The organism is Pseudoxanthomonas sp. SGNA-20, from assembly GCF_003931635.1.
In the GTDB taxonomy this organism is placed as follows: Bacteria; Pseudomonadota; Gammaproteobacteria; order Xanthomonadales; family Xanthomonadaceae; genus Pseudoxanthomonas.
The window spans coordinates 82,478-106,358 of sequence record NZ_RRYK01000009.1; the positions used below are offsets into that span (position 1 = coordinate 82,478).

The 23,881-nt window shown below is 70.8% G+C and carries 22 protein-coding genes and 1 pseudogene; 9 read left to right on the forward strand and 14 right to left on the reverse strand.

Going from position 1 to position 23,881, the window contains the following annotated elements; translation table 11 throughout:
- Positions 1 to 78 precede the first annotated feature (78 nt).
- Complete coding sequence (locus EIM48_RS13665) at positions 79 to 654, forward strand: hypothetical protein (RefSeq protein WP_125077319.1); 576 nt, start codon at positions 79 to 81, stop codon at positions 652 to 654.
- Here EIM48_RS13665 and EIM48_RS15695 read toward each other — a convergent pair.
- Together EIM48_RS15695 and EIM48_RS13670 are read right to left on the reverse strand one after the other, a co-directional pair.
- Positions 651 to 785, reverse strand: coding sequence for a hypothetical protein (locus EIM48_RS15695; protein ID WP_019398845.1), 135 nt, complete (start codon positions 783 to 785; stop codon positions 651 to 653). The two genes, EIM48_RS13665 and EIM48_RS15695, sit on opposite strands and share 4 nt — an antisense overlap.
- Before the next feature lie 5 nt (positions 786 to 790).
- Positions 791 to 2,059: a 6-phosphofructokinase gene (locus EIM48_RS13670; protein WP_125111895.1), complete on the reverse strand. Its 1,269-nt coding sequence runs from the start codon at positions 2,057 to 2,059 to the stop codon at positions 791 to 793.
- 152 nt (positions 2,060 to 2,211) lie between these two features.
- Here EIM48_RS13670 and EIM48_RS13675 point away from each other — a divergent pair, with 152 nt between their 5' ends.
- Positions 2,212 to 2,778, forward strand: a complete 567-nt coding sequence (locus EIM48_RS13675; protein WP_026010567.1) for an adenylate kinase — start codon at positions 2,212 to 2,214, stop codon at positions 2,776 to 2,778.
- 360 nt (positions 2,779 to 3,138) lie between these two features.
- Here the strand turns inward: EIM48_RS13675 and EIM48_RS13680 are convergent, their stop codons facing one another.
- The 4 genes from EIM48_RS13680 to EIM48_RS13695 form a co-directional block, all read right to left on the reverse strand.
- A complete protein-coding gene (locus EIM48_RS13680; protein WP_125111896.1) occupies positions 3,139 to 4,458 on the reverse strand; it encodes an ABC transporter permease in 1,320 nt (439 codons plus the stop codon).
- A 10-nt stretch (positions 4,459 to 4,468) separates the two neighbouring features.
- Positions 4,469 to 5,635, reverse strand: coding sequence for an ABC transporter permease (locus tag EIM48_RS13685; RefSeq protein ID WP_019398841.1), 1,167 nt, complete (start codon positions 5,633 to 5,635; stop codon positions 4,469 to 4,471).
- 18 nt (positions 5,636 to 5,653) lie between these two features.
- On the reverse strand, positions 5,654 to 6,346 hold the full coding sequence (locus EIM48_RS13690) for an ABC transporter ATP-binding protein (protein ID WP_019398840.1): 693 nt from the start codon (positions 6,344 to 6,346) through the stop codon (positions 5,654 to 5,656).
- A 70-nt stretch (positions 6,347 to 6,416) separates the two neighbouring features.
- On the reverse strand, positions 6,417 to 7,658 hold the full coding sequence (locus EIM48_RS13695) for an efflux RND transporter periplasmic adaptor subunit (protein ID WP_125111897.1): 1,242 nt from the start codon (positions 7,656 to 7,658) through the stop codon (positions 6,417 to 6,419).
- A 296-nt stretch (positions 7,659 to 7,954) separates the two neighbouring features.
- Between EIM48_RS13695 and EIM48_RS13700 the strand changes: the two genes are divergently transcribed.
- Complete coding sequence (locus EIM48_RS13700; RefSeq protein ID WP_028915092.1) at positions 7,955 to 9,217, forward strand: sensor histidine kinase; 1,263 nt, start codon at positions 7,955 to 7,957, stop codon at positions 9,215 to 9,217.
- Positions 9,214 to 9,816, forward strand: coding sequence for a response regulator transcription factor (locus EIM48_RS13705; protein WP_019398837.1), 603 nt, complete (start codon positions 9,214 to 9,216; stop codon positions 9,814 to 9,816). Before EIM48_RS13700 ends, EIM48_RS13705 begins: the two co-directional genes overlap by 4 nt.
- Positions 9,817 to 9,819: 3 nt before the next feature.
- Here EIM48_RS13705 and EIM48_RS13710 read toward each other — a convergent pair whose 3' ends face one another.
- The 8 genes and pseudogenes from EIM48_RS13710 to EIM48_RS13745 form a co-directional block, all read right to left on the reverse strand.
- Positions 9,820 to 10,827 (reverse strand): hypothetical protein, encoded by a 1,008-nt coding sequence (locus tag EIM48_RS13710; RefSeq protein ID WP_125111898.1) that lies wholly within the window; start codon positions 10,825 to 10,827, stop codon positions 9,820 to 9,822.
- Positions 10,828 to 11,188: 361 nt separating this feature from the next.
- A complete protein-coding gene (locus EIM48_RS13715) occupies positions 11,189 to 12,553 on the reverse strand; it encodes a leucyl aminopeptidase family protein (RefSeq protein ID WP_125111899.1) in 1,365 nt (454 codons plus the stop codon).
- Positions 12,550 to 13,279 (reverse strand): annotated as a pseudogene (locus EIM48_RS13720) (HAD-IA family hydrolase). Before EIM48_RS13720 ends, EIM48_RS13715 begins: the two are co-directional and overlap by 4 nt.
- An 85-nt stretch (positions 13,280 to 13,364) precedes the next feature.
- A complete protein-coding gene (locus EIM48_RS13725) occupies positions 13,365 to 14,495 on the reverse strand; it encodes an AI-2E family transporter (RefSeq protein ID WP_026010565.1) in 1,131 nt (376 codons plus the stop codon).
- A gap of 53 nt (positions 14,496 to 14,548) precedes the next feature.
- Positions 14,549 to 15,034 carry a protein sip-5 gene (locus EIM48_RS13730; protein ID WP_125108874.1) on the reverse strand — a complete coding sequence of 162 codons (486 nt, stop codon included), beginning with the start codon at positions 15,032 to 15,034 and terminating at the stop codon, positions 14,549 to 14,551.
- On the reverse strand, positions 15,031 to 15,534 hold the full coding sequence (locus EIM48_RS13735) for a phage holin family protein (protein WP_125108873.1): 504 nt from the start codon (positions 15,532 to 15,534) through the stop codon (positions 15,031 to 15,033). The genes EIM48_RS13730 and EIM48_RS13735 overlap by 4 nt, the downstream gene beginning before the upstream one ends.
- A gap of 9 nt (positions 15,535 to 15,543) precedes the next feature.
- Positions 15,544 to 15,903 (reverse strand): hypothetical protein, encoded by a 360-nt coding sequence (locus EIM48_RS13740; RefSeq protein WP_019398035.1) that lies wholly within the window; start codon positions 15,901 to 15,903, stop codon positions 15,544 to 15,546.
- Between the two features lie 87 nt (positions 15,904 to 15,990).
- Positions 15,991 to 17,445 (reverse strand): Do family serine endopeptidase, encoded by a 1,455-nt coding sequence (locus EIM48_RS13745; protein WP_125111900.1) that lies wholly within the window; start codon positions 17,443 to 17,445, stop codon positions 15,991 to 15,993.
- Positions 17,446 to 17,937: 492 nt separating this feature from the next.
- Between EIM48_RS13745 and EIM48_RS13750 the strand changes: the two genes are divergently transcribed.
- The 5 genes from EIM48_RS13750 to EIM48_RS13770 all read left to right on the forward strand — a co-directional run bounded on the left by EIM48_RS13750 (position 17,938) and on the right by EIM48_RS13770 (position 23,723).
- Positions 17,938 to 20,094, forward strand: a complete 2,157-nt coding sequence (locus EIM48_RS13750; protein WP_019398033.1) for an adenosylcobalamin-dependent ribonucleoside-diphosphate reductase — start codon at positions 17,938 to 17,940, stop codon at positions 20,092 to 20,094.
- A gap of 160 nt (positions 20,095 to 20,254) precedes the next feature.
- Positions 20,255 to 21,037, forward strand: a complete 783-nt coding sequence (locus EIM48_RS13755) for a histone H1-like protein (protein WP_125111901.1) — start codon at positions 20,255 to 20,257, stop codon at positions 21,035 to 21,037.
- A 100-nt stretch (positions 21,038 to 21,137) separates the two neighbouring features.
- Positions 21,138 to 21,905 (forward strand): NrdJb, encoded by a 768-nt coding sequence (locus tag EIM48_RS13760; protein ID WP_125111902.1) that lies wholly within the window; start codon positions 21,138 to 21,140, stop codon positions 21,903 to 21,905.
- Positions 21,906 to 21,978: 73 nt separating this feature from the next.
- The gene (locus EIM48_RS13765) at positions 21,979 to 23,145 is read left to right on the forward strand and encodes a hypothetical protein (protein ID WP_125111903.1); all 1,167 of its coding nucleotides are present in this window, start codon (positions 21,979 to 21,981) and stop codon (positions 23,143 to 23,145) included.
- A 23-nt stretch (positions 23,146 to 23,168) separates the two neighbouring features.
- Positions 23,169 to 23,723 (forward strand): hypothetical protein, encoded by a 555-nt coding sequence (locus EIM48_RS13770; protein ID WP_125111904.1) that lies wholly within the window; start codon positions 23,169 to 23,171, stop codon positions 23,721 to 23,723.
- Positions 23,724 to 23,881 lie beyond the last annotated feature (158 nt).

Sequence of the window (23,881 nt, forward strand, 5' to 3'; positions counted from 1 at the left end):
CCCAGCCGCGTGCGGAAGGCCACATGGCGTTCATCCGCGCCGGGGCAGGCTTGTAGTCCCCCGAGCCCAGCGTTGCCCATGAGCCGTCGCCCGTCCGTCCGCCACCAATCCCCCGTCGCCGGCGCCCAGGCGCGCAGCCGCGCTGCCTTCCGCCAGGCCTTCCTGCTGGTGCTGCTGGCCACCGCCCTGGCGGTGGTGGTGCCGCTGCGCGCGCAGGAGCCGGCGGCGCGCGTCGGCGCACCACAGGCCCCGGGCGCGGTGCATACCGTGCGCCAGATCCCGGAAGCCTGCGTACGCCTGGAAGGCAGTTACGCGCAGGCCGGGGCCGCCGCGCCCTATGCGCTGCAGGTGGTGCCGCTGGGCGGCGCCTGCCAGCCGCGCGCGCGCTATGTCGGGGCCGAACAGGCGCAACCCTCGGCCGCGGCCGGCTGGACGCTCAACGACGTGGTGAAGATCCCCGAGGCGGCCTGCCCGGGGCGCGAGGCGGTGGTCCAGGTCTGGCGCAAGTCCGGGGCGGACGCTCCGGCGCGCGACGGCCAGGGCCAGGCGCGGATCTACCTGGAGCAGGGCCGCGAGCAGGCGGCTGCCGGGGCCTCCCGGCTGCCGCAGTACAGCGCCGTGCTGCAGGCGCCGCAGGGAGCCTGCGGCAACTAGCCCGCCGGGAGCGCCTCCGGTTCCACCGGCTCGCCCTCCAGCCGCGCGCGGCCGCAGTCGCGGCCGGGATGGTGCGGCTCCGCCTCCGGCGCGGCCAGCAGGGCGCGGAGCCCGCCGGCCGCGTCCGTCATCGCAGTCAGCCTTCCCAGGCCGGCAGCTTCTTCTTCACCGCCACGTTCTTCAGGGTGACGTACTTCGGCAGGCCGTCGCGGCCATAGGCCAGCGGCGCCTCGCCGCGGATCAGCGGCTCCAGGTACTCGCGCGCCCTGGCGGTGATCCCGAAGCCGTCCTTGCGGATGAAGCCGGCCGGCATGGTCTTCTCGTGGTTGGCGACCTTGTGCAGCGGCGCCGGCTCGATCTTCCAGCGGTATGGCGCCGACGAGGTGCGCACGATCACCGGCATCACCGCATTCATGCCCTTGAGCGCGTACTGCACCGCGGCCTTGCCCACCGCCTGCGCCTGCTCCCAGTCGGTCTTGCTGGCGACGTGGCGGGCCGAGCGCTGCAGGTAGTCCGGCAGGGTCCAGTGCACCTTGTAGCCCAGCTTGTCCTTGACCTTGCCGGCCAGGTAGGACGACACGCCGCCCAGCTGGGTGTGGCCGAACGCGTCCTTGCCGCCGCCGGCGTCGGCGACGAACCTGCCGTCCTTGTCGCGGATGCCCTCGCTGGCCACGACCACGCACCAGCCGACCTTCTTCACCACCTTGTCGACCTGGGCCAGGAACGCGGCCTCGTCGTAGGCGCGCTCGGGGAACAGGATGACCTGCGGGGCGTCGTCCGGCGACTGCCCGGCCAGGCCCGCGGCCGCGGCCAGCCAGCCGGCGTGGCGGCCCATGGCCTCGTACACGAAGACCTTGGTCGAGGTCTCGGCCATCGCCGCCACGTCCAGCGCCGCCTCGCGCACGGACACGGCGGTGTACTTGGCGGCCGAACCGAAGCCGGGGCAGGTGTCGGTGACGGCCAGATCGTTGTCGATGGTCTTGGGCACGCCGATGCAGGTCAGCGGGTAGCCGAATTCCCTGGCCAGCTGCGAGACCTTCCACGCGGTGTCGGCCGAATCGTTGCCGCCGTTGTAGAGGAAGTAGCGCACGTCGTGCGCCTGCAGCACCTGCAGCAGGCGCTCGTACTTGGCGCGGTCGGCTTCCAGCGACTTGAGCTTGTAGCGGCAGGAGCCGAAGGCACCGCCCGGGGTCTGGGCCAGGCCGGCGATGGCGGCGGCCGACTCCTTCGAGGTATCCACCAGTTCCTCGCGCAGGGCGCCCAGGATGCCGTTGCGGGCCGCCAGGACCTTCACGCCCCGGGCCCTGGCCTCGGAAATCACGCCACTGGCGGTGGCGTTGATGACAGCGGTAACACCGCCGGACTGGGCGTACAGCAGGGTGCCTGCGGATTTGGCTCGGGCCATGGACAACTCCTGGGGACGGGACATTTTTCTGTGACTGGCGGGCCGGATGCGGTAAGCTGCCGGACCTTGGTGCGGCGCGTCACGCGCCGCCAGGGACGTGGGGAGTCTAGCGCCCCGGGCCCCTACGGAACATTCATCCAGGGAGTCGATTGATGCGACTAGTGCTACTCGGCCCACCGGGCTCCGGCAAGGGAACCCAGGCCACGCGACTGAAGGAAACGCTGGGCGTCCCGCATATTTCCACCGGCGACCTGCTGCGCGCCGAAGTGGCCGCCGGCAGCCCGCTGGGGCAGCAGGCGAAGGAAGTGATGGCCCGCGGCGAGCTGGTGTCCGACGACATCCTGCTCGGCATGCTGGAGTCGCGCCTGGGCCGCGACGACGTGGCCAAGGGCTTCATCCTCGACGGCTATCCGCGCAACCTCGCCCAGGCCGACGCCCTGGACGGCCTGCTGGCCAAGATCGGCCAGCCGCTGGACGCGGTGGTGCAGCTGGACGTGCCGACCGACCTGCTGGTCGAGCGCATCGCCGGCCGTGCCAAGGCCGAGGGCCGCGACGACGACAACCCCGAGTCGGTGCGCAAGCGCCTGCAGGTGTACAACGACTCCACCGCCCCGGTGATCGGCTTCTACGAAAACCGCGGCACGCTCACCCGCATCGACGGCGTGGGCAGCATGGACGAGATCACCGCCCGCATCCTGGCCGCGCTGAAGAAGGCCTGAGGAGGCCTGCGTTCCCCTCCGCGCGAGGGGTTGGGCAGAGGGCCGGGGATGTGCTTGCCGGCTGCGACATGGAAAGCGCGCCACCTTCGGGTGGCGCGTTTTTTTTTTGCCCTGGGCCGATGGGCCGCCGGTTGCCGCAGCCGGACAAGCGAGGCGCATCCGGGGCCAGGAACGCCCTGCAACGTCGGGGACGCCGCCTTCCGCCTTGCCGGGGGCCATGCAGCTGGACCCTCGCCATGCGGAGCAGCAACTTCCGCGGCCCCGGCACAAGCCGGGACCCGGTGGCTTGTCGCCTTCCCCAAAAGGGACGCCCGGCACCAGGCCGGGCGTCGGTTCCGGCGTTGCGGCGGCGCGCGCGGCTCATGCCGCCCGCAGCGCCTCGGTCACCGGCAGCCGCGCCGCGCGCACGGCCGGGAACAGGCCGCCGATGAAGCCGATCGCCAGCGCCCACTTCAGGCCTTCCCACAGCAGCCCCGGGGTGACCTTGAACTCGAACGTCAGCTGGGCCACGCCGCCGGCCAGGGTCGAGGCGGTGTAGCCGTTGAAGATCAGCCAGGCCAGCAGGCCGCCGAGCACGCCGCCGGTCGCGGCCAGCAGCATGGTCTCCAGCATCACCGCCACCACCACCGGCATGCCGCGGAAGCCGATCGCGCGCAGGGTGGCGATCTCGCGGGCACGCGAGGCGACCGAGGCGAACATGGTGTTGAGCGCGCCGAACACCGCGCCGATCGCCATGATCGAACCGACCACGATGCCGATGATGCGCAGCTGCCTGGCCATGCCCTCCGACTGCCGCTGGAAGTACTCGCGGGTGGTGGTGGCCTCCACCTTCAGCCGCGGGTCGGCGGCGAGGGTGGCCTTGAACGCATCGAAGTCGCGCGCGCCGGTGAGCCGGGCGACCACGCTGGCGCGGCTGCTGCCGCGGCGGAAGGTGGTGGCGACGATCTCGGCGTCGGCCCACATCTCCGATTCCATCGAATCGCCGGATTCGAACACGCCGACCACCTCCCAGGGCTCGTTGCCCAGGCGCACCGACTTGCCGACCTCCAGGCCCGCGAACTGGCGCTGGGTGCCGGTGCCGACCACCAGCTCGCGGCGGCCGGGCTGGAACTGGCGGCCGGCGACCAGCCTGATGTTCGGGCGCACCGCCCAGGCCATCGGGCCGACGCCGCGCAGGGTCACGCTGCCATCGTCCTCGCCGCCGCGCAGCGGCAGGTTGGCCGCCACCAGCAGCTCGGCCGAGGCCAGCGGCCGCCCCTCGCCGTCGCGCGCGATCTGCGGCGCGCGCTCGATCACGGTGATCGCCTCGCGGTCCAGCACCGACATCAGTTCGGCCGAGGAGCCGCCGCGCAGCACGATCGCGGTCTCGTCGTTGCCGCTGTTGCCGACGGTGTGGCGGTAGCCCTCGCCCATCGCCAGCAGCGCGACCAGCACGCCGACCACGCCGGCGATGCCGATCACCACCACCGAGGAGCCACCCAGGCGCTGGGCCAGGGTGCTGACCCCGACCCGGGTGACCGAGGCCGCCTGGCGGCCGCTGCGGGCCAGCAGCATCCACAGCGCGAACAGCACGGCCAGGCCGAGCAGCGCCGGCCACGGCAGCGCGATCCACGCCGCCAGGAACACCACCAGCACCAGGAACATCGCGGTGCCGGAGAGCAGGGACTTGAGCAGTTTCATGGGGTTCCTCCTAGCGCCCGGCCAGCGCGTCGACGATGTTCAGGCGCATCGCCCGCAGCGCGGGCAGGGCGCCCACCAGCAGGCCGATGCCGGCCATCAGCCCCAGGCCCAGCATCCAGCTGCGCCAGCCGATCTCCGGCAGGTTCAGCATGCCGCCGCTGGCGGCCTTGGCCACCGGCCCGATCAGCGTGGCCAGGCCGAGGCCGAGCACGCCGCCCAGCAGCACCAGCAGCACCGATTCGGCCAGGACCATGCCCAGCACCGACTGCGCGGTGAAGCCGATGGTGCGCAGCACCGCCAGCTCGGAGGTGCGCTCGCGCACCGCCTGGGCCATGGTGTTGCCGGTCAGCAGCAGCAGGGTGAAGAACACCGCGCCCATGATCGAGCCCACGATCAGGCCGATGTCGGCCATCTGCTTGAGCTGCGAGGCCATCGCCGCCTGCTCGCTCATGGTCTTGGTCTCGTGCGGCGAGTTGGCCGACAGCGCGTCGATCGCCCTGGCCACCGCGTCGCTGCGGCGCACGTCGCTCACGCGGCTGATGTACCAGCCGACGTTGCCGTCCACGTACGGCGTGGACTCCTCGAAGTACTCGTAGTGCAGCAGCACCATCATCCCGGTGAAGCCGGATTCCTCGCCGTCGCGCGGGCGCAGCACGCCGTCGATCTGGAACGACCAGTTCAGGCTGCCGTCGCGGTTGGGGAAGATCGTGGACTGCAGCGGGATCTGCTGGCCCACCTTCCAGCCGAAGCGCCGCATCAGGGTTTCGCCGACCAGGATGCCGGTGCGGTTGCCGGCCCAGGCCTGGCGCTGCGCCGGGTCGACCTCGATCTCCGGGTACAGGTCCAGGTAGTTGGGCGCCACCGCGAAGGTGAACAGCTGGTTGCGCGGGTCCTGGTAGGCGCCGCCGAACCAGTTGGCCCAGGTCACCGCCTCGACGTTGTCCAGCCGCGCGATGCGCGGCGCCAGCGACAGCGGCAGGGTCTCGATCATCGACAGCCGCGAGCCGGTGCGCAGCCGCTGCGCGCCGTCGGCGCTGCGGCCCAGGTCGGCGAAGGAGGTGCGGATGCCGTCGAGCAGGCCGAACAGCAGGAACGCCGCCATGATAGAGGCGAGGGTGAGGAGGGTGCGGGTCCGGCGCCGGAACAGCGCCGCCCATATCAGGTGGAAGTATTTCATCGCATGTCCTCCGCCCGGTCAGGCCGCCTGCGGCGCCTGTTCGACCAGGGTGCCCTTGTCCAGGTGCAGGGTGTGGCTGGCGTATTCGGCCGCCTTCGGGTCGTGGGTGACCATCACGATGGTCTTGCCGTGCTCGCGGTTGAGCTGCTGCAGCAGGCCCAGGATCTCCTCGGCCGATTGCCGGTCCAGGTCGCCGGTGGGCTCGTCGCAGATCAGCAACGTCGGGTCGGAGACGATCGCGCGGGCGATGGCCACGCGCTGCTGCTGGCCGCCGGACAGTTCGCTGGGCTTGTGCGACATGCGCTCGGACAGGCCCACCAGCTGCAGCGCGATCTGCGCGTTGCGCTTGCGCTGGGCGGCGCCGAGCTTGGTCAGCAGCAGCGGCAGCTCCACGTTCTTCTGCGCGGTCAGCGCCGGCATCAGGTTGTAGAACTGGAACACGTAGCCCACGTGCTGGCTGCGCCAGTGCGAGAGCTTGCCGGCGCCGAGCTGGTCGATGCGCTGGCCGGCGACCTCGATGCTGCCGGAGGTGGGCGAGTCCAGCCCGCCGATCAGGTTCAGCAGGGTGGTCTTGCCCGAGCCGGAGGGGCCCATCAGCGCGACGAAGTCGCCTTCCTCGATGTCCAGGTCGATGCCGTGCAGCACTTCGACCTTCTCCGGGCCGCGCTGGTAGGTCTTGGTCAGGTTGCGGATCGAAACCAGGGTTGCCATGGCTGTGCCTCGTGCATGCGTGGCCGGTGGGCCGGGGGAAAGGAGGACGCCGCGGACGCGGCGCGGCGGATCAGCCGCCGCCGGCGACCTTGACCAGGTTGCCGTCGGCCAGGTCCTGCGGCGGATCGAGCACCACCAGCTCGCCCGGGGCCAGGCCGGAGGTGACGTCGCGGGTGCTGGCGGTGGAGGGCACGGCCTGCACCTGGCGCAGGCGCACGCGGTCGTCGTCGCCGAGCACGAAGGCCACGGTGCGGCCGTCGCGCTCGACCAGGGCCCCGGATGGCACGCGCACGCCGGCGCGCGGCTGTTCGTCGCCGGCTTCCGGGGCCTGCTCCAGGAAGCTCACGGTCACGCCCATGTCCGGCACGATCCGCGGGTCCTTCACCTTGAGCGCGATGCGCACCTTGACCGTGGCCTTGCCGCGGTCGGCGGTGGGGATGGTGGCGACCACCTCGGCCGGGATCTTCCAGTCCGGGTAGGCGTTGAGCGTGGCTTCCACCGGCATCTTCGCCTTGACCCGGCCGATGTAGGCCTCGCCCACGTCGACCTCGACCTCCAGCGAATCCATGTCGACGATGGTGCCGATGCCGGTGCGGGTGAAGCCGCCGGTGGCCAGCGGCGAGACGATCTCGCCGGGCTGGGCGGCCTTGGCGATGACCACGCCGGAGAACGGCGCGCGCACGATGGTGTTGTCCACGCCGTGGTCGGCGATGCGCAGCTGGTCGGCGGCCACCTGCGCGTTGCGGCGGGCGGTGGCCAGCTGCGCGCGCAGGCTGTCGCGCTGGGCCACGGCCTGGTCGTACTGCGCGCGCGAGACCAGCTGCCCGGCGGCCAGCCGTTCCAGGCGGCTGGCGCTGGCTTCCGCGTCCACCAGCTGCGCCTGCACGCTCTCGATCTGGCTGCGCGCGGCGGCCAGCTGCGACTGCGCCAGCGCGCGCTGGGCATCGGCGTCCACCGGGTCCAGGCGCGCCAGCACCTGGCCCTCGGCGACCTGCATGCCTTCCTCGATCAGCACTTCCTGGACGCGCCCGGTGACCTTGGCCGACACCGTCGCCATGCGCCGCGCGACCACGTAGCCGCTGGCGTCCAGCACCGAAGCCGCCGCCGGCCCGGAGGCCAGCGGCACCGCCTGCGCGGTGCGCACTTCCGGCGCCGGCTCGCGCCGCAGCAGGAACCAGGCGGCGGCGATGATGGCCAGCACCAGCGCGGCGATCAGCAGCGGGTACAGGAGCTGGCGCCCGGGCGGCGTGCCCTGGCCCGGCTTGTCGCGCTCGATGCGCAGTTGCTTGAGCAGTTCGGCGGAGTCGTTCATTGCGGTCCCTTGCCTGGAGCTGCCGTGGAGTGTCCGCCCGCAGGATGCCCCGGCGCGAGTTGCCGGAAGTCACTTTGTGGCCGAGCCTGCCGCCGGTGCGACGGAACCGGCCTGCGGCGGGATGGACGGCGCAGGGCAAGCTTGGGCGCCGCGGCGGCCGCGTCCCAGTGACGGCTGTCATCCGTCTTCGGTGGCAGCCATGCATGGGCCGGCACCCGCGCGCGCGGGAGACTGCGCGGGCCGCGGCGGGCGTACCATCGCCCCGCACGGCCCGTGGCGCAGCCGAGGAGAAGCCGATGTCAGCACCCGTCCCCCGCACCACCGAACGCCTCCGGGCCTGGCTGCGCCCGGCGCCGGATTCGATCGCCGGCTGCGCGGTGCGCCGCGGCCGCCCGCTGTGGACCGAGTTCGTGCACCTGCTGTGGACGATGTGGGTGTTCATCGTCCCGGTGTTCACCCCGCAGGGCTACAACCCGCTCTGGTGGGCGCTGACCCTGGTTTCCTACCCGCTGTTCGTGGCCCTGTACGTGCGCGTGCTGCTGGCGCCGCGGCGGCGCGTGCGCCTGCCGGCGCTGGGCATGATGGCGCTGTGCCTGGTGCTGCTGCGCTGGTACCCGTCGGGCATGAGCTACTTCATCTTCGGCTGCATCTTCCTGGGCTTCGGCCCGTGGCGCAGCTGGTGGGGCTATCCGCTGGCGCTGCTGGCGCTGAACGTGCTGTTCGTGCTGGCGGCGCGCGCGTTCGGCTATCCGTGGACCTCGATGGTGTGGATGCCGGTGACCACCCTGGCGGTGGGCGTGGTGGTGCAGTCGCAGCGGGTGCTGGAGCGCAAGGACCAGGCGCTGGAGCTGTCGCAGGAGGAGGTGCGGCGGCTGGCCGCCACCGCCGAGCGCGAGCGCATCGGCCGCGACCTGCACGACCTGCTCGGCCACACCCTGTCGCTGGTGGCGCTGAAGGCCGACCTGGCCGGCAAGCTGCTGCCGCGCGACCCGCAGGCGGCGCAGCGCGAGATCGGCGAGCTGGCGGGGATCGCGCGCGAGGCCCTGGCCCAGGTGCGGCGCGCGGTCAGCGGCATCCGCAGCGCCGAGTTCGCCGCCGAGCTGGCGGCCGCGCGCCTGCTGCTGGGTGGCGAGCGCATCGACCTGCAGGTGCACCGCAACGACGCCTCGGCGCTGGCGCCGGAACTGGAGACGGTATTGGCGCTGTGCCTGCGCGAAGCGGTGACCAACGTCCACCGCCACGCGCGTGCGCGCCAGGTGGGCGTGTCGCTGGCGGCCGAGGGCGGGCGCTGCCGGCTGCTGGTGGAGGATGATGGCCGCGGCGGCGCGATCCGCCCCGGCAACGGCCTGGCCGGCATGCGCGAGCGCGTGCATGCGCTGGGCGGACGGGTGCGCTGGGAACCGGCGCAGCCGCGCGGCACCCGGCTGGTGGTCGAGGTGCCGCTGCGCGAGGCGGTGGCGCCGCAGGCGGTCGATGCGCCCGCCGCGGCCGAGGCTGCCGGTGCGCAGCGCGGCTCTGGTAACTTCGACGGCATGTCCGCCTCGCCGCATGCCCCGTGATCCGAGTCCTGCTGGCCGAAGACCAGGCCATGGTGCGCGGCGCGCTGGCCGCGCTGCTGTCGATGGAATCCGACATCGAGGTCGCCGGCGCGGTGGCCGACGGCGAGGCTGCCTGGCGCGAGCTGCAGCGCCTGCAGCCTGACGTGCTGGTCACCGACATCGAGATGCCCGGCCTCGGCGGCCTCGACCTGGCCGCGCGCATCGCCCGCCACGAACTGCCGGTGAAGGTGGTGATCGTGACCACCTTCGCCCGCGCCGGCTTCCTGCGCCGCGCGCTGGATGCCGGGGTGCGCGGCTACCTGCTCAAGGACGCCCCGGCCGAGCGCCTGGCCGAGGCACTGCGCACCGTGCACCGCGGCGGCCGCGCGATCGACCCGGAGCTGGCGATGGAGGCCTGGACCGAGGCCGACCCGCTCAACGACCGCGAGCGCCAGGTGCTGCGCCTGGCCGGCGAGGGCCTGTCCTCGGCCGAGATCGCCGCCCGCCTCAACCTGTCCCAGGGCACGGTGCGCAACTACCTGTCCGAGGCGATCGGCAAGCTGGGCGCGGCCAACCGCATCGAGGCCCACCGCCTGGCGCGGCAGAAGGGCTGGCTGTAGCACTCAGCGCAGCAGGACGACCAGCGCCACCAGCAGCGCCAGGCCCAGCACCACCCACGACGCCAGCCGTGCGTCGCGCGCCCGCCGCCGGGTGCGCCGCACGTGCGCGGCCAGCGCCCGGCGGAAGTGCAGCTCGGCCGCCTCGCTGGGCGCCTGCGGCGCGGGCCTGGCCACGGTGGCCGGCAGCGGCGCCTGGTCCCCGACCGCCTGCAGCTCGGCGATGATGCGTTCGCGCTCGCTGTCCAGCCCGCGCGCCTCGATGAAGGCCTCGACCGCGGTGCGGTCCATGTGGCGGGTCCAGGCCTCCAGGAACGGCGCCGGATCGCGCCGGCGCAGCGCCAGCGCGGTGTGGTGGATCACCCCGGCCTCCTCGTCCAGCGCGTTGAGGTCGAGCATCAGCGTGCCGATGGGCTCGTCGCGCAGCCGGCGCCGGATCCAGCGCAGCAGCGGGGGGGCGTGTTCCAGGTAACGGCCGGGGTTGCGCACGCACAGCGCCAGGGTGTGCATGCTGCCATGGCGGTGGCGCACGCTTTGCAGCTCGATGCCGATCACGTCGCACCAGGGGATGCGTCCGTACGCGGCCGAACTCACGCCATGCCGGTCCATGCGCAGCATCGGCCCGGGGCGGCGGAACGCCAGCAGCAGGCCCCAGGTGAGCGCGATCCCCAGCAGCGCGGCCAGGGACAGCAGCGCGGCCAGCAGCCAGGCGCCAGCCTGCAGCAGCAAGGCCATGAGCAACAGCAGCACCCCCGAACCGGCGGCGAGCAGCAGCAGGTAACTGGTGCGCAGGTCGGCTTCCAGCGGCTGGCCGGCGCGGGTGCGCTGCAGCAGTGCCTGGCGCCGGCGCTGGCGGTGGCCGTGGATCATCCAGCACAGCCCCGCGAGCGCGGCCATGCCAAGCCAGGCCAACACCGCATCGACCGCGGACAGGCCGCGTCCCGGCAGCGCCAGGCCCGGCCCGGCGATCCACGCCGCGCCCGACCACGCGCCCATCCCCAGCTTGCCGAGCATCCTGCCCTCCGTTGCCGTTCGGCGGCGGCGGTACCGGGCGGCCGGTCCAGGCCATTCCCACCGTCGACGCGGCGTGAGAATGGCATAGCCGGCGCGCGCGCTTCCGCCAACTGCGTCGGGATTCCGGCGAACGGTACAGGCGCGGTTGCAGGCGGCGTGGCCCGGCAAGCGAAGCGCACCGCGCCGCTGCGGTACGAAGGCCTGGCGAGGCGTGGCACCTCGCCTCGCGCCTTGCGGCAGCAGGGCCGTGGCGACGGCCCGGGCCGGGTCGCACTCCAGGCACGCGGTGTGCGGCCTTGTCCGGGCTGCGCGGGAACGCCATCCCGTGTCGCCCCGGCAGGTGCCGGGGCGAGGGCGGCACTCAGCCCGCGCTGCGCGCCTTCAGCAGGGCGTAGGCCGAGCGCAGGCCCAGGGCCTCGCCGCCGGCCGGTCGGCCCGGGCGCGCGCTGTCGTTCCAGGCGTAGGTGTCCAGGTGCGCCCACGGCAGGCTCTCGGGCAGGAAGCGCTCCAGGTACAGCGCCGCGGTCACCGCGCCGGCCATGCGCGAGCCGGCATTGGCCAGGTCGGCCACGTTGCTGGCCAGGTAGCGCAGGTAGGGGCGCCACAGCGGCATGCGCCAGACCGGGTCGCGGGTATCCCGGCCGGCGGCCAGCCAGCCCTCGGCCAGGGCGTCGTCGTTGGCGAACAGCGCCGGCAGGTCCGGGCCCAGGGCGATGCGCGCCGCGCCGGTCAGGGTGGCGAAGTCCAGCACCAGCGCCGGCTGCTGCTCGGCGGCATAGGCCAGCGCGTCGCACAGGATCAGGCGGCCCTCGGCGTCGGTGTTGTCCACCTCCACGCTCACCCCCTTGCGGGTGGCAATGATCTCGCCCGGGCGCAGCGCGTTCGGGCCGACCGCGTTCTCCACTGCCGGCACCAGCACGGTCAGGCGCAGCGGCAGCCTGCGCGCCATCACCAGCCCGGCCAGGGCCAGCGCGTGCGCGGCGCCGCCCATGTCCTTCTTCATGTTGCGCATGCCGTCGGCCGGCTTGAGGTCCAGGCCGCCGGTGTCGAAGCACACGCCCTTGCCGACCAGGGCCACGTGCGGGTGCGCGGCATCGCCCCAGCGCAGCGCGATCAGGCGCGGGGCACGGTGCGAGGCGCGGCCGACCGCGTGGATCGCCGGGAAGTTCTGTGCCAGCAGTTCCTCGCCGGCGACCACCTCCAGCTGCGCGCCGTGCGCCTGCGCCAGCTCGCGGGCGATGGCCTCCAGCTGCTCCGGGCCCATGTCCTCGGTCGGGGTGTTGACCCAGTCGCGCACGCGCACGCAGGCGGCCAGCACGTCCAGCGCCTCGGCGTCGGTGGATTCCAGCAGCAGCTGCGCCGGGGCGCGGCCGCCCTGCTTGTAGCGGGCGAAGCGGTAGCTGCCCAGGCCCCAGCCCAGCTGCAGCACGGCCAGCTGGTCGGCCGGCAGTTCGCCCTGCGGCGCCCAGGCACCCTCGGGCAGGGCCTGCGGACCATGCGCGTAGGCATAGGGATCCAGGCGGTCGCCCACGCCCAGCACCGCGCCGGCGATGCCGTCGCTGCCCGGCAGCAGCACCGCGCTGCCGGGGGCGGCGTCGAAGGCCTGCGCCTTCAGCCACGCGGCCACGGCGGCGGGCTGGGCGTCGCGCCAGGCGGCAAAGCCGGCGCGGTCGAGCAGGTACAGGGGAAGGGCAGGGGTGCCTGGGGTGGCGTAAGCGGGGTTCATGCGTAGGTTCCGGAAGTCGGCCGGCAGGCGTCGGCCAGGTGGGCGTCCAGCCAGTCGGCCAGCGCGGTCAGGGTGTCGAACTCCAGGTCCGGCTCCAGCTCCGGGTGCGACCAGGCCGCGCCGGTGCGGTTGATCCAGCAGGTGCGCAGGCCGGCGCGCGCGGCGCCGGCCACGTCCATCTCCACGTGGTCGCCCACGTGCAGCACCTCGCCGTGGCCGCAGCCCAGCCGCTGGCAGGCGGCGTGGAAGATGCTCGGGTGCGGCTTGGCGTAGCCGTGGTCGCGCGAGCCCAGCTGGAAGGCGAAGTGCTGCATCAGCCCGATCCGCTCCAGGTCGGCGTTGCCGTTGCTCACCGCCGCCACCGGCACGCGCGCGGAGATGCGCGCCAGGGCCCCGATCGCGTCGGGGTAGCACTCGACCTGGTTGCGGGCGGCGTAGAACACCTCGTAGGCCGGCTCCAGCAGGTCCATGGACGCGCCGCTGGCCTGCAGCGCCTCGGCGATGGTCGGCCGGCGCAGGGCGGAGAGGTCGTGGTGCAGGTGCGGGTTGTCGCGGAAGGAGCGCTCGCGCAGCTCGCGCATCGCCTCCACCGGGAACATCGCCGCGGTGGCCGGGCTGTGCTGGAGCATCCACTCGTGCAGGACCTGGTCGATGCGCGCGCCGATCGGGGCGAACGGCCAGCGTGTCGTCGAGGTCGAGGGTGATGGCGCGGACGGTGAAGCTCACCGGGGCATTGTAGGCCCGGGGCCGCGGGCGTGGGCGGAACACTCCGTGAAAGGCGCTCTCCCCGGATGGGTAGCCAGACCGACGGTCATTCCAGCAGCCTGGCCCAGCCCTGCATGCCCTCGACCTGCTCCAGCACCAGCTTCACGCACACCAGCAGCGGCACCGCCAGCAGCAGGCCGACCAGGCCCCACAGCCAGCCGAACAGCATCAGCGCCAGGATCAGCACCAGCGGCGACAGCGCCATGCTGCGGCCGAGGATGATCGGGGTGACCAGCTGGCCCTCGATGGTGTGCAGCACCAGGTACAGCACCGCCGGGGTCACCGAGGCCAGGGTCTCGTCGAAGCGGATGAAGCCCACCAGCAGCATCGCGATCATGCCGATCAGCGGGCCCACGTACGGCGCGTAGTTGAGCAGCATCACCATCGTGCCCCACAGCAGCGCCTCCTGCAGCGGGAAGCGCAGCAGCACCAGGATGCCGGCGAACACCAGGCCCACCGTGGCGTTGATCAGGCTGATGGTCAGCACGTAGCGCGACACCTGGTGCTCGATCGACTGCAGGATCTCCACCGTGAACTTCTTCTGCTGCCGCCCCGGCAGCAGCGCGATCGCGTTCCGCTGCAGGTTCTCGCCGTAGACCATGAAGAAGAACGTCAGCAGGATCACCGCCAGCACCGAGGCCAGCAGGCGCGGGGTGCGGGTCAGCACCGCGTAGGGATCGTCGACCCGGGTGCGCACCACCTGCACCTTGCGGTTGGCCTCGCCGGCGGCGGCGCGGGCCATGTCCTCGGCGATGCGGTTGGCCTCGTGCATCGGCTTGGTCAGGTTCTGCAGCTCGCGGCCGATCTTGCGCGCCTCGCGCGGGGCCTGCTCGGCCCAGGCGGTGGCCGGCTCCACCAGCTGCACCGCCAGCAGGGTGGTGCCGGCCAGGCCGGCCAGCAGCACCAGCAGCGCGGCCAGGAAGCGCGGGATCCACAGCCGCCGCAGCAGCCGGATCAGCGGATTGCCGACCAGGGCGAAGAACATCGCCAGCAGGATCGGCAGGATCACCTCCTGCGCCGCCCACAGGGTGAAGCCCACCGCCAGGGTGGCCAGCACCACCAGCGAACCGGGCGCGCGCGGGCGCAGGTGCGGCAGGTGCGCGTCGATCGGCACCGGCACCGGCTCGGCGACGACCGGCGTATCGGGGGAGGGCGGATTGGAAGGCGGGGAAGACATGCGGCCTCGGGCGGCGGACGCCGGCGTGGCGTTGGGGGATGCGGATGGCGCGGCTAGCGCTCGGAGACGTCGGTGGCCGCTTCGGCCGGGGCCGGTGCGCGCGGCGCGCCTGGCGGCGGGCCGGCGTAGGTATAGGTGGGCGCCGGCTGTGGCCGCGCCCCGGCCACCGCGTCGGCGGCGGCCGCCGCGGCCTGTGCCGGGGCGGCGCTGGCCGCGAACTCCGCGGTTGCCGCGCCCTCGGCCGCGGTCTCGGCCGCTTCCTCGGCGGTGGCCGAGGCAGCGGCGGCGCGGATCGAGGCCAGCATGGTCGAGGCGGTGCCCAGCAACTGCAGCCAGCGCGCCGCGCCAATCCGTGCCAGCGGCTCGGCGCGGCCGACCAGGAACCCGGCCACCAGGCCGGCAACCACGATCCGCGGCGGGGTCCAGCCCAGCCGCCAGTGCTCGCGCAGGCGGGTGCGGCTGTCCTCGGCGCGGTCCATGCAGCGCTGCACGCGCGCCTCGGCGCGCTCCACCCGCTGGCGCAGATGCTCGAACCTCATCGCGGCGCCTCCGGGGACGCGGGCGGCGGGGCCTGCGACGGCTGCGGCGCAGGCGCGGGCTCGTCCTCGTCGTCCTCCTGGAACAGGCCCATGCGGCTCAGCTGGCGACGGGTGGCGTGCAGGCCCATGTAGTCGAAGAAGCGCGCCGTGCGCCAGGCGGCCAGCGCGCATACGCCGATGTTGAACAGGGCAGCGATCGACAGCGCGCTGAGCCAGGACAGCCCCAGGCGCTGCATCAGTGCCACCGCCGCGGCGGTGGCCAGCAGCCAGGCCGAGGCCCCGAACACCACCGCCACGCCGGTCCAGGCCAGGGCCCGGCCCATGGCCGAGCGGGCCATGGCGATGTCGGCCGACAGCAGCGCGCGCAGGGCGCGCAGCGAATCGGCGGTGGCGCCCAGCGCCTCGCGTCCGGCGTCACCGACCTGGCGGATCGTCTCGTCCAGCGGCGGCGGCGCGCCAGCCTGCGGGCCGGCGTCCCCGGTGTGCTCCCCTTCGCCCACGGCCGTGCGTCAGCGGTCGCGGCGGCTCAGCGCGGCCACCAGCCAGCCGGCGGCGAAGGCCACGCCGAAGGAGGCCAGCGGGCGCTCGCGGATCAGTTCGGCGGCGCTGTCCAGCAGGTCGCGGCCCTTGTCGAGCAGGGCGTCCACCTGCTCGCGCGCGGCCTCGCCGCCCAGCTCGGCGGCGGCCAGCCCCGACAGCGCGGTATCGGCCAGCTCGGCCTTGACGTTGGCCTTGCCCAGGCGCAGCTCGTCGCCGGCGGCGGTGGCGGCGCCACGCAGCGCCTCGCCGGCGGCACCGGCGGCCGACTTCAGGTGGGCACCGGCCTCGCTGAGGTTTTCCTTGATGTTCTCGCTCGGGTTCGGGCTCATCTGCGTTCTCCTGGATGGGGATGCCGGGACGGCATGGGCGCGGCCATCTGACCACGCCCGCGGTGTAGGGTCCGTTACGGCTGGCGCTTACTGCAGCACCAGCCGCCCGCGCACGTTACCGCGCTCGATCAGCAGCACCAACTGCCGCGGCGTGTCGGCCAGGCTCGAGCGCAGCGAGGACAGGTCCGAGACCTGGCCGGCGCTGGTGGCGGTGATGATGTCGCCCGGGCGCAGGCCGTTGGCCTCGGCGCGGCTGCCGCTGGCCACCCGCTCCACCAGCACGCCCTGGCCGCGTGCTTGGCGCAGCGGCTCCGGCAGCTCGGCCAGGGTGGCGCCGGCCAGGCGCGGGTCGACCGCGTCACCGGCCAGGCTGCGCGGCTGCTCGCGCAGGGTCGCGCGCAGCTCCAGGGTGCGGCCGTCGCGCAGCACCCGCAGCGGCACCTGCGAGCCCACCGGCTGCAGGCCCTCGAAGTTGTGCAGCGCCATCGGGCTGGTGATGCGCTGGCCACCGGCCTCCACGATCACGTCGCCCGGGCGCAGGCCCGCGGCGGCGGCGCCGGAGTTGGCGTGCACCCGCGCCACCAGCGCGCCCTGCTGGTTTTCCGGCAGGCCCAGGCTGCGCGCCAGGCGCGCGTCCAGCGGCTGGGTGTCCACGCCCAGGGTGCCGCGGCGCACCTCGCCGGTGGTCACCAGCTGCTGCACCACGTCGCGCGCCAGGTTGGAGGGGATGGCCAGGCCCAGGCCGATGTTGCCGGCCATCGAGCCGCGCGGGTTGAGCGAGGCGGTGTTGATGCCAACCAGCTCGCCGCGCAGGTTGACCAGGGCGCCGCCGGAGTTGCCCGGGTTGATCGAGGCGTCGGTCTGGATGAAGTTCTGGTAGCCCAGGCCGCGGATGCCGCTGCGGCCCACCGCCGAGACGATGCCGGAGGTGACCGTCTGGCTCAGGCCGAACGGGTTGCCGATGGCGACCACGAAGTCGCCCACCTGCAGCTTGCTGCTGTCGCCCAGCGGCAGCTCGGTCAGCTTCTCGGCCGGGATCCGGATCAGGGCCACGTCGGTGTCCGCGTCCGAGCCGAGGAACTCGGCGGTGAAGGTGCGGCCGTCGGCCAGCGACACCGACACGTCGTCGGCGCCCTCGATCACGTGGTGGTTGGTCAGCACGTAGCCGCGGCCAGCGTCGATGATCACGCCCGAGCCCAGCGACTCGTTGATCCGCTCCTGCGGCACCTGCGGGAACATGCGCCGGAAGAACGGGTCGTCGAAGAACGGGTTGCGCACCCGCACCCGGGTCTTGGTGTGGATGCTGACCACCGCCGGCAGCACCCGCTGCAGCATCGGCGCCAGCGAGGGCAGCTGCTGCCCGTCCACCGCCACCGGCAGGGTGGCGGCCATGGGCACGCTGGCGGCCGGCGCCGGTGCGGCCGGCACCGGCGCGGGGCTGGCGTGGGCGCGGTTGTCCAGGGCTTCGCGCACGGCGGTGGCGGCAAAGCCCCCGAAGGCGGCGGCAGCGGTCAGGGCGATGAGCGAGGTCGCGCGGCGCATGCAGGTTCCTGGCTGGCGTGGATGGGAACGCCGCCACCATGGGGGCGGCAGGGCACGTCATCAAGCTGAACGAGTGTCGCCCCGGGGCGCTAAACCGGCGGTGAAACCCCTCTTGACCTGCGCATTCCATCTGTTCCGTACGCCCCCGCCCGGAAGCCCGCTCCCGCCGTTGCTGCGTTTGTCGGATCGCGGTTGACACTGCCCGCCGCCCGGGCTTAGCTTGGCCGCCTGTCGAGCCACTAGATATAGCGGTCGAACACAACGCTGGCCCCAGTGATTGGTGGTTTAGGTGAATAGCCAACACTGCGGGCCCAACGCCGGAGCGGCGAGCGGATGGGACAGGAAATTGCGTACGGAAGCGGCCGCGCAGGCCGCGACAAACCCGGCGCCTGACTCCGGCAGGCGGCGCGTCTTCGCGTCGCCACGGCGTGCCCTTCTCGTTCCCACCCCGGCCCCCAACTGGATTACGGTGCGGAAGGAGATCCCAACAGCATGAGTACGGTGCGCCTCGAAGTGGTCAATACGGACAAACCCGTCGCGGAGATCCCGCTGCAGCCGGCTTCCCAGGACATCTGGGACAAGAAGTACCGCCTGAAGACCAAGCAGGGGGTGCCGCTGGACGCCGACGTCGACGGTACCTACCAGCGCGTGGCCCGGGCCCTGGCCGATGCCGAGCAGACCGAAGAGAAGCGCACCTACTGGTACGAGCGTTTCCTGTGGGCGCTGCGCCGCGGCGCGATCCCGGCCGGCCGCATCACCTCCAACGCCGGCGCGCAGGAGCACAAGCCGGCCACCAGCACCATCAACTGCACCGTCTCCGGCACCATCGGCGACTCGATGGACGGCATCCTGCAGAAGGTCCACGAGGCCGGCCTGACCCTGAAGGCCGGCTGCGGCATCGGCTACGAGTTCTCGACCCTGCGCCCGCGCGGCGCGTTCGTGGCCGGCGCCGGCGCCTACACCTCCGGCCCGATGTCCTTCATGGATATCTTCGACAAGATGTGCTTCACCGTCTCGTCGGCCGGCGGCCGCCGCGGCGCGCAGATGGGCACCTTCGACGTCTCCCACCCGGACGTGAAGGACTTCATCCGCGCCAAGCGCGAGGACGGGCGCCTGCGCCAGTTCAACCTCTCGCTGCTGGTCACCGACGGCTTCATGCAGGCGGTGGAGAACGACGCCGACTGGCCGCTGGTGTTCCCGGTCAACCGCAAGGAAGAGGCCGAGCTGGACCTCTCCAACCCCGAGCAGGTGGTCTGGCGCGACTGGCCGGCCCACGACGACGCCTACATCGTACGCGACGACGGCATGGTCGCCTGCCGCGTCTACGGCCACATCAAGGCGCGGCACCTGTGGGACATGATCATGGTCTCGACGTACGACTACGCCGAGCCGGGCTTCATCCTGATCGACCGCGTCAACGAGATGAACAACAACTGGTGGTGCGAGAACATCCGCGCCACCAACCCCTGCGGCGAGCAGCCGCTGCCGCCGTACGGCGCCTGCCTGCTGGGCTCGGTCAACCTGACCAAGTTCGTGCGCGACCCCTTCACCGACAAGGCCTCCTTCGACTGGGAGGAGTACAAGGAAGTGGTGCGCGTGTTCACCCGCATGCTGGACAACGTGGTCGAGGTCAACGGCCTGCCGCTGGAGCAGCAGCGCCAGGAGATCCTGCGCAAGCGCCGCCACGGCATGGGCTTCCTGGGCCTGGGCTCGACCCTGACCATGCTCAAGATGAAGTACGGCTCGGCCGAGAGCCTGGAGTTCACCGAGCAGGTGGCCCGCGAGATGGCCGTGGCCGGCTGGGAAGTGGGCCTGTCGCTGGCCAAGGAGAAGGGCCCGGCCCCGATCATGGACGAGACCTTCACCGTGACCCCGCAGATGCTGCGCCAGCGCCCGGAGATGGCGAAGGACGGCTGGCGCGTGGGCCAGGAGATCGAAGGCAAGGTGCTGCACGCCCGCTACAGCCGCTACATGCAGCGCATCGCCACCGTGGCCCCGGACCTGGTGGACGAGCTGGCCGAGGTCGGCGCCCGCTTCACCCACCACAGCTCCATCGCCCCGACCGGCACCATCTCCCTGTCGCTGGCCAACAACGCCTCCAACGGCATCGAGCCCTCGTTCGCGCACCACTACAGCCGCAACGTGATCCGCGAGGGCAAGAAGAGCAAGGAGAAGGTGGACGTCTACAGCTACGAACTGCTGGCCTACCGCCACTTCGTCAACCCCAAGGCGATGCCGTTCTCCGACGACCCGGAGGCGAAGCTGCCGGACTACTTCATCTCCGCCGACGACATCTCGCCGAAGGAGCACGTGGACGTGCAGGCCGCCGCCCAGAAGTGGGTGGACAGCTCCATCTCCAAGACCGCCAACGTCCCCACCGACTACCCGTACGAGCAGTTCAAGGACATCTACCTGTACGCGTACAAGCAGGGGCTGAAGGGCTGCACCACCTTCCGCTTCAACCCGGCCGCCTTCCAGGGCGTGCTGGTCAAGGAGAAGGACCTGGAGAACACCCTGTACCGCTTCGAGCTGGAGGACGGCTCGGTGGTGGAGGTCAAGGGCAACGAGGAGATCGAGTACGACGGCGAGACCCACACCGCCGCCAACCTGTTCGACGCCCTCAAGGAAGGGTATTACGGCAAGTTCTGACCGGAGGGCGGCGCGGGCCCGCAAGCCCGCGGCCCGTCCCGAGGTCCCCGGCCGGGGCGCGCGCTTTCCGGGCGCCCGCCCCGGCTTCCTGCGGTAAACGGCGCCCGGAGCCAGTGAGAGTGTCCCGATGACCACATCCAGCGAGCCCAAGGAGGGCCCCATGAGCAACAGCAATGGTGTGACGGCGACCCTGACCGAGGACGCCGTCCATCCCGCCACCAGCAACGACACCGCGACCCCCGTCGCCGAGGCGCAGGCCGCCGGCGAGGCCCAGGCTCCGGAGGCGCTGACCGCCGCCGAAGCCCCGGCCGCGCCGGCGCCGGCCCCCGAAGCCGAGGCCGAACCCGCCGCCGAGCCGGTGGTCGCCAAGGTGAAGAAGGCCGCGGCCCGCACCCGCGCCAAGGTCGCCGGGAAGGCCGCCACCGTGGCGAAGAAGGCGAAGGAAAAGGCCGCCACGGTCGCGAAGAAGGCCAGCACCGCGGCCAGGAAGGCCACTGCCGCTGCGAAGAAGGCCAAGGCCACCGCCGACAAGGCCCGCGGCACGGCGAAGAAGGCGGCCAAGAAGGCCGTGGCCAAGGCCCGCACCAGGCTGCAGGCGGCCAAGGCCAACGCCGCCGCCGAGGCGAGCACCGCCCGCAGCCGCATCGCCGCGCGCGCTGCCACCCGCAAGACCGCCGCCAAGAAGGCCGCGGCCAAGAAGGTGGCCGTCGGCCGCAAGGTCGTCGCCGCGAAGAAGGCCGCCGCCGCCAAGAAGGCGGTGAAGAAGGCGGCCAAGGCCGCGAAGAAGGTGGCGAAGAAGCCCGCGGCGAAGAAGGCCGTCGCCAGGAAGACCGTCGCCAAGAAGACCGTCGCCCGGAAGGCGGTCGTGAAGAAGGCCGTCGCCCGCAAGACCGTGGCGAAGAAGGCCCCGGCCCGCAAGGCCGCCGCCCGCCGCACCCGCTGAAAACCCCTGCAAGGCTCCTCCCGCCCCGGCGGGAGGAGCCGCGGCCCCGCCGCCCCGTATCCATAACCAGAAGAACCGACCAGAAAGAGGATCCAGCCCCATGGCCGTGAAGATCGACAGGAAAATCAAGGGCTACTCCGTCGTCACCCCGGACGACAAGGCGCGCGAGACCGCCGCGCCGGCGCCCGCCGCCGATCGCGACGCGGCCGCCGAGCCGAAGGACAACGTCATCCAGATGCACGAGCGCATCGAGCGCCCGGACGTCCTGATCGGCAGCACCTACAAGATCAAGTCGCCGCTGGTGGAGCACGCCATGTACGTGACCATCAACGACATCGTGCTCAACGCCGGCACCGAGCACGAGCTGCGCCGCCCGTTCGAGGTGTTCATCAACTCCAAGTCGATGGACCACTTCCAGTGGATCGTGGCCCTGACCCGCATCATGTCCGCCGTGTTCCGCAAGGGCGGCGACGTGACCTTCCTGGTGGAGGAGATGAAGGCCGTGTTCGACCCGCGCGGCGGCTACTTCAAGGCCGGCGGCGTGTACATGCCCTCCCTGGTGGCCGAGATCGGCGCCGTGGTCGAGGAGCACATGAAGTCCATCGGCCTGATCCACGACCCGGAGATGAGCGCCCACCAGAAGGCCCTGATCGCCGAGAAGCGCAAGCAGTACGAAGAGCGCGCCAAGGGCGCCAGCGCCGCCGTCAACGGCACCGCCGCCGCCCGCGAGGAAGACGTCGCCGTGACCGGCGAAGGCACCAGCTTCCCGCCCAGCGCCACCATGTGCCACAAGTGCAGCACCAAGGCGCTGGTGATCATGGACGGCTGCGCGACCTGCTTGAACTGTGGGTATAGCAAGTGCGGGTGATTTGCCGCGTTCGCTAGGTCAAGACGGGGTCAGGTTCAGCAGGAACCTGGCCCTTTTTTTTGGGGGAAAGCCGATGTTTGATCGAATTGTTTTGAGGCGGTCGGACAGGAACTCGTCAGTTTCCTTTGGCGAGATTGCTGAGGCGCTGATCTTCTATAAGAACGTCCATTTGGTTCTAGATCCCACGAGCGCCATGCAGCTAGTTAGGCAGATTGGCGCGGATAATTTTTTCAGGCTTCTTACGCTGAAGAAAGTCTCTGCAACCTATATTGAAGAGTATATGGGCGTAAAAGCCGTCCAGCTAGGATACGTCGACCAGTATGAGATTGTGGCTGCGTCGATCTTTGCGAAGGGGGCGGGCAAGCCAACGCGAGTCGAAAGGGCTGCTGAGCGAATCTTCCAAATGGCTGGGTTCGATAAGAAGGCTTCGATAAAGCATGCTGAAAAATTCTTTGGGACTGCGAAGCTTAGGTCGCTTTCATCTGACGATTTCATCAAGGGCGGCGTAATAAAAGCGGCATACGATGACTTGCGTGATGGCGAGTTCGTCACTGCCGCAATCCGCAGGGTGGTCGCTCAGATTGCCCCGAATTACCCAAATCCTGAACAAATATCTTTTGAAGTAATCCAATTCCGCGATCACTTTCAGGTTTCAACAAACCTCGAGCTTCCGATTTTTCGCTCTGCAGCGCTAGTCCAAAGTCCATCCATATCTAGTTTAATCGTCTCACTTGCTCAGGCTCGAGCCGATCTGGCAATGGCCGGCTACTACGGATGCGACTTTCGAACCTCGCTTGCATCTTCAGAGGTGGTTCGTCTGAGGTCGTCCGACCTACTTCGTCGCTCCGGAATGAATGCAGATGAATTATCCCTCTTCAGGGAAGTTGTTCTGGATGGATTCCCGCATCTTGGGCGGTTGCTGGACGAGGGCGATAAGACTCCAGAAGATTTCTTCAGTTTGCTGGAAGCGTCGGATAAGTTTGGTTGCTGGATTTCCGGGGTCGCCCCTGATGAAAAGCTTGTTGCCGAATATCTACGTAGTACGGCTTCTCGCGTCTGGATAGACTCATCGCCAGGAAGGTTGCTCAGATTTGTATTTAGCTTTGGCGCGGGCATGGCGAATCCGGCTGTAGGGGCGGTGGTGTCTTTAGCTGACTCCTTTCTCTTGGAGCGCCTGCTTGGAGGTTGGCGACCAAGTCACTTCATTGACGGGAAGCTGAAACCTTTCTTGTCAGACTAAGAGGTAAAAATGAGGCGGAGAGCGTGGTCGGGGTTCTCTCCGCGTGGTGGACTTGGGCTTTGCGCGAGCGCGCTGATCAGTATTCTTATTTCGGTGCGTCTATCGTGGGCTTTCCAATCAGCGAGGATCCGGTGGACGATATGAAGAATGCACGTGCTTTGCCGAGAGGCCTGTTGAAGCTCCGCATGATGATGGCCGGCTTGGTGATCCTTGTGGCCGGATGCGCCACTCCTAGCACCGGGGAGATCAGGTCAACCGCTCCCGTGGCGAGATGGGTGACGACCGCGCCAATCGAGGAGACATTCAGGGTTTACAAGGATTTCGCCGAGGAGGAGCTGAGTGGCGGCGATGTCTTGTGGGCTGAAGGTATAAGAACCAAAGCCTATTTTTACGGTGAGGCCGCTGAGATTTCGCTGGTCATGGAGAGTGGGGCGCCGGGCAAGGGGACCTATATGCATCTGGAGCTGCGGCAGCATCCGGTTGGGACACATGTGACCACTTGGATCGCCTATAACAGCTGGAACAAGCACGTCGAGAGGATCAGGCAACTCTTGCCTACTCAAGATTTGTCAATGTGATTCGGCTCGTGCCCTAAGCGGTTGACCAACCGAGTTAGGTTCACTTCTGGGTGGACCGTCACTAGCTGACGGCACATCGAGGCGTAAGCTTCCCCGATCCGCAGACACCCCATAAGTAGACCTTTCTGGCATGTTTTCCCCAGCCAGGAGGTTCCATG

Bases quoted from the DNA above. Each gene is read 5' to 3' on its own strand.
- EIM48_RS13680 (WP_125111896.1), bottom strand. From the start codon at position 4,458: ATGAAACTGCTCAAGTCCCTGCTCTCCGGCACCGCGATGTTCCTGGTG.
- EIM48_RS13760 (WP_125111902.1), top strand. From the start codon at position 21,138: ATGGCCGTGAAGATCGACAGGAAAATCAAGGGCTACTCCGTCGTCACC.
- EIM48_RS13740 (WP_019398035.1), bottom strand. From the start codon at position 15,903: ATGAGCCCGAACCCGAGCGAGAACATCAAGGAAAACCTCAGCGAGGCC.
- EIM48_RS13745 (WP_125111900.1), bottom strand. From the start codon at position 17,445: ATGCGCCGCGCGACCTCGCTCATCGCCCTGACCGCTGCCGCCGCCTTC.
- EIM48_RS13670 (WP_125111895.1), bottom strand. From the start codon at position 2,059: ATGGCCCGAGCCAAATCCGCAGGCACCCTGCTGTACGCCCAGTCCGGC.
- EIM48_RS13710 (WP_125111898.1), bottom strand. From the start codon at position 10,827: ATGCTCGGCAAGCTGGGGATGGGCGCGTGGTCGGGCGCGGCGTGGATC.
- EIM48_RS13700 (WP_028915092.1), top strand. From the start codon at position 7,955: ATGTCAGCACCCGTCCCCCGCACCACCGAACGCCTCCGGGCCTGGCTG.
- EIM48_RS15695 (WP_019398845.1), bottom strand. From the start codon at position 785: ATGACGGACGCGGCCGGCGGGCTCCGCGCCCTGCTGGCCGCGCCGGAG.
- EIM48_RS13665 (WP_125077319.1), top strand. From the start codon at position 79: ATGAGCCGTCGCCCGTCCGTCCGCCACCAATCCCCCGTCGCCGGCGCC.
- EIM48_RS13755 (WP_125111901.1), top strand. From the start codon at position 20,255: ATGAGCAACAGCAATGGTGTGACGGCGACCCTGACCGAGGACGCCGTC.
- EIM48_RS13685 (WP_019398841.1), bottom strand. From the start codon at position 5,635: ATGAAATACTTCCACCTGATATGGGCGGCGCTGTTCCGGCGCCGGACC.
- EIM48_RS13750 (WP_019398033.1), top strand. From the start codon at position 17,938: ATGAGTACGGTGCGCCTCGAAGTGGTCAATACGGACAAACCCGTCGCG.
- EIM48_RS13690 (WP_019398840.1), bottom strand. From the start codon at position 6,346: ATGGCAACCCTGGTTTCGATCCGCAACCTGACCAAGACCTACCAGCGC.
- EIM48_RS13765 (WP_125111903.1), top strand. From the start codon at position 21,979: ATGTTTGATCGAATTGTTTTGAGGCGGTCGGACAGGAACTCGTCAGTT.
- EIM48_RS13695 (WP_125111897.1), bottom strand. From the start codon at position 7,658: ATGAACGACTCCGCCGAACTGCTCAAGCAACTGCGCATCGAGCGCGAC.
- EIM48_RS13730 (WP_125108874.1), bottom strand. From the start codon at position 15,034: ATGAGGTTCGAGCATCTGCGCCAGCGGGTGGAGCGCGCCGAGGCGCGC.
- EIM48_RS13675 (WP_026010567.1), top strand. From the start codon at position 2,212: ATGCGACTAGTGCTACTCGGCCCACCGGGCTCCGGCAAGGGAACCCAG.
- EIM48_RS13715 (WP_125111899.1), bottom strand. From the start codon at position 12,553: ATGAACCCCGCTTACGCCACCCCAGGCACCCCTGCCCTTCCCCTGTAC.
- EIM48_RS13725 (WP_026010565.1), bottom strand. From the start codon at position 14,495: ATGTCTTCCCCGCCTTCCAATCCGCCCTCCCCCGATACGCCGGTCGTC.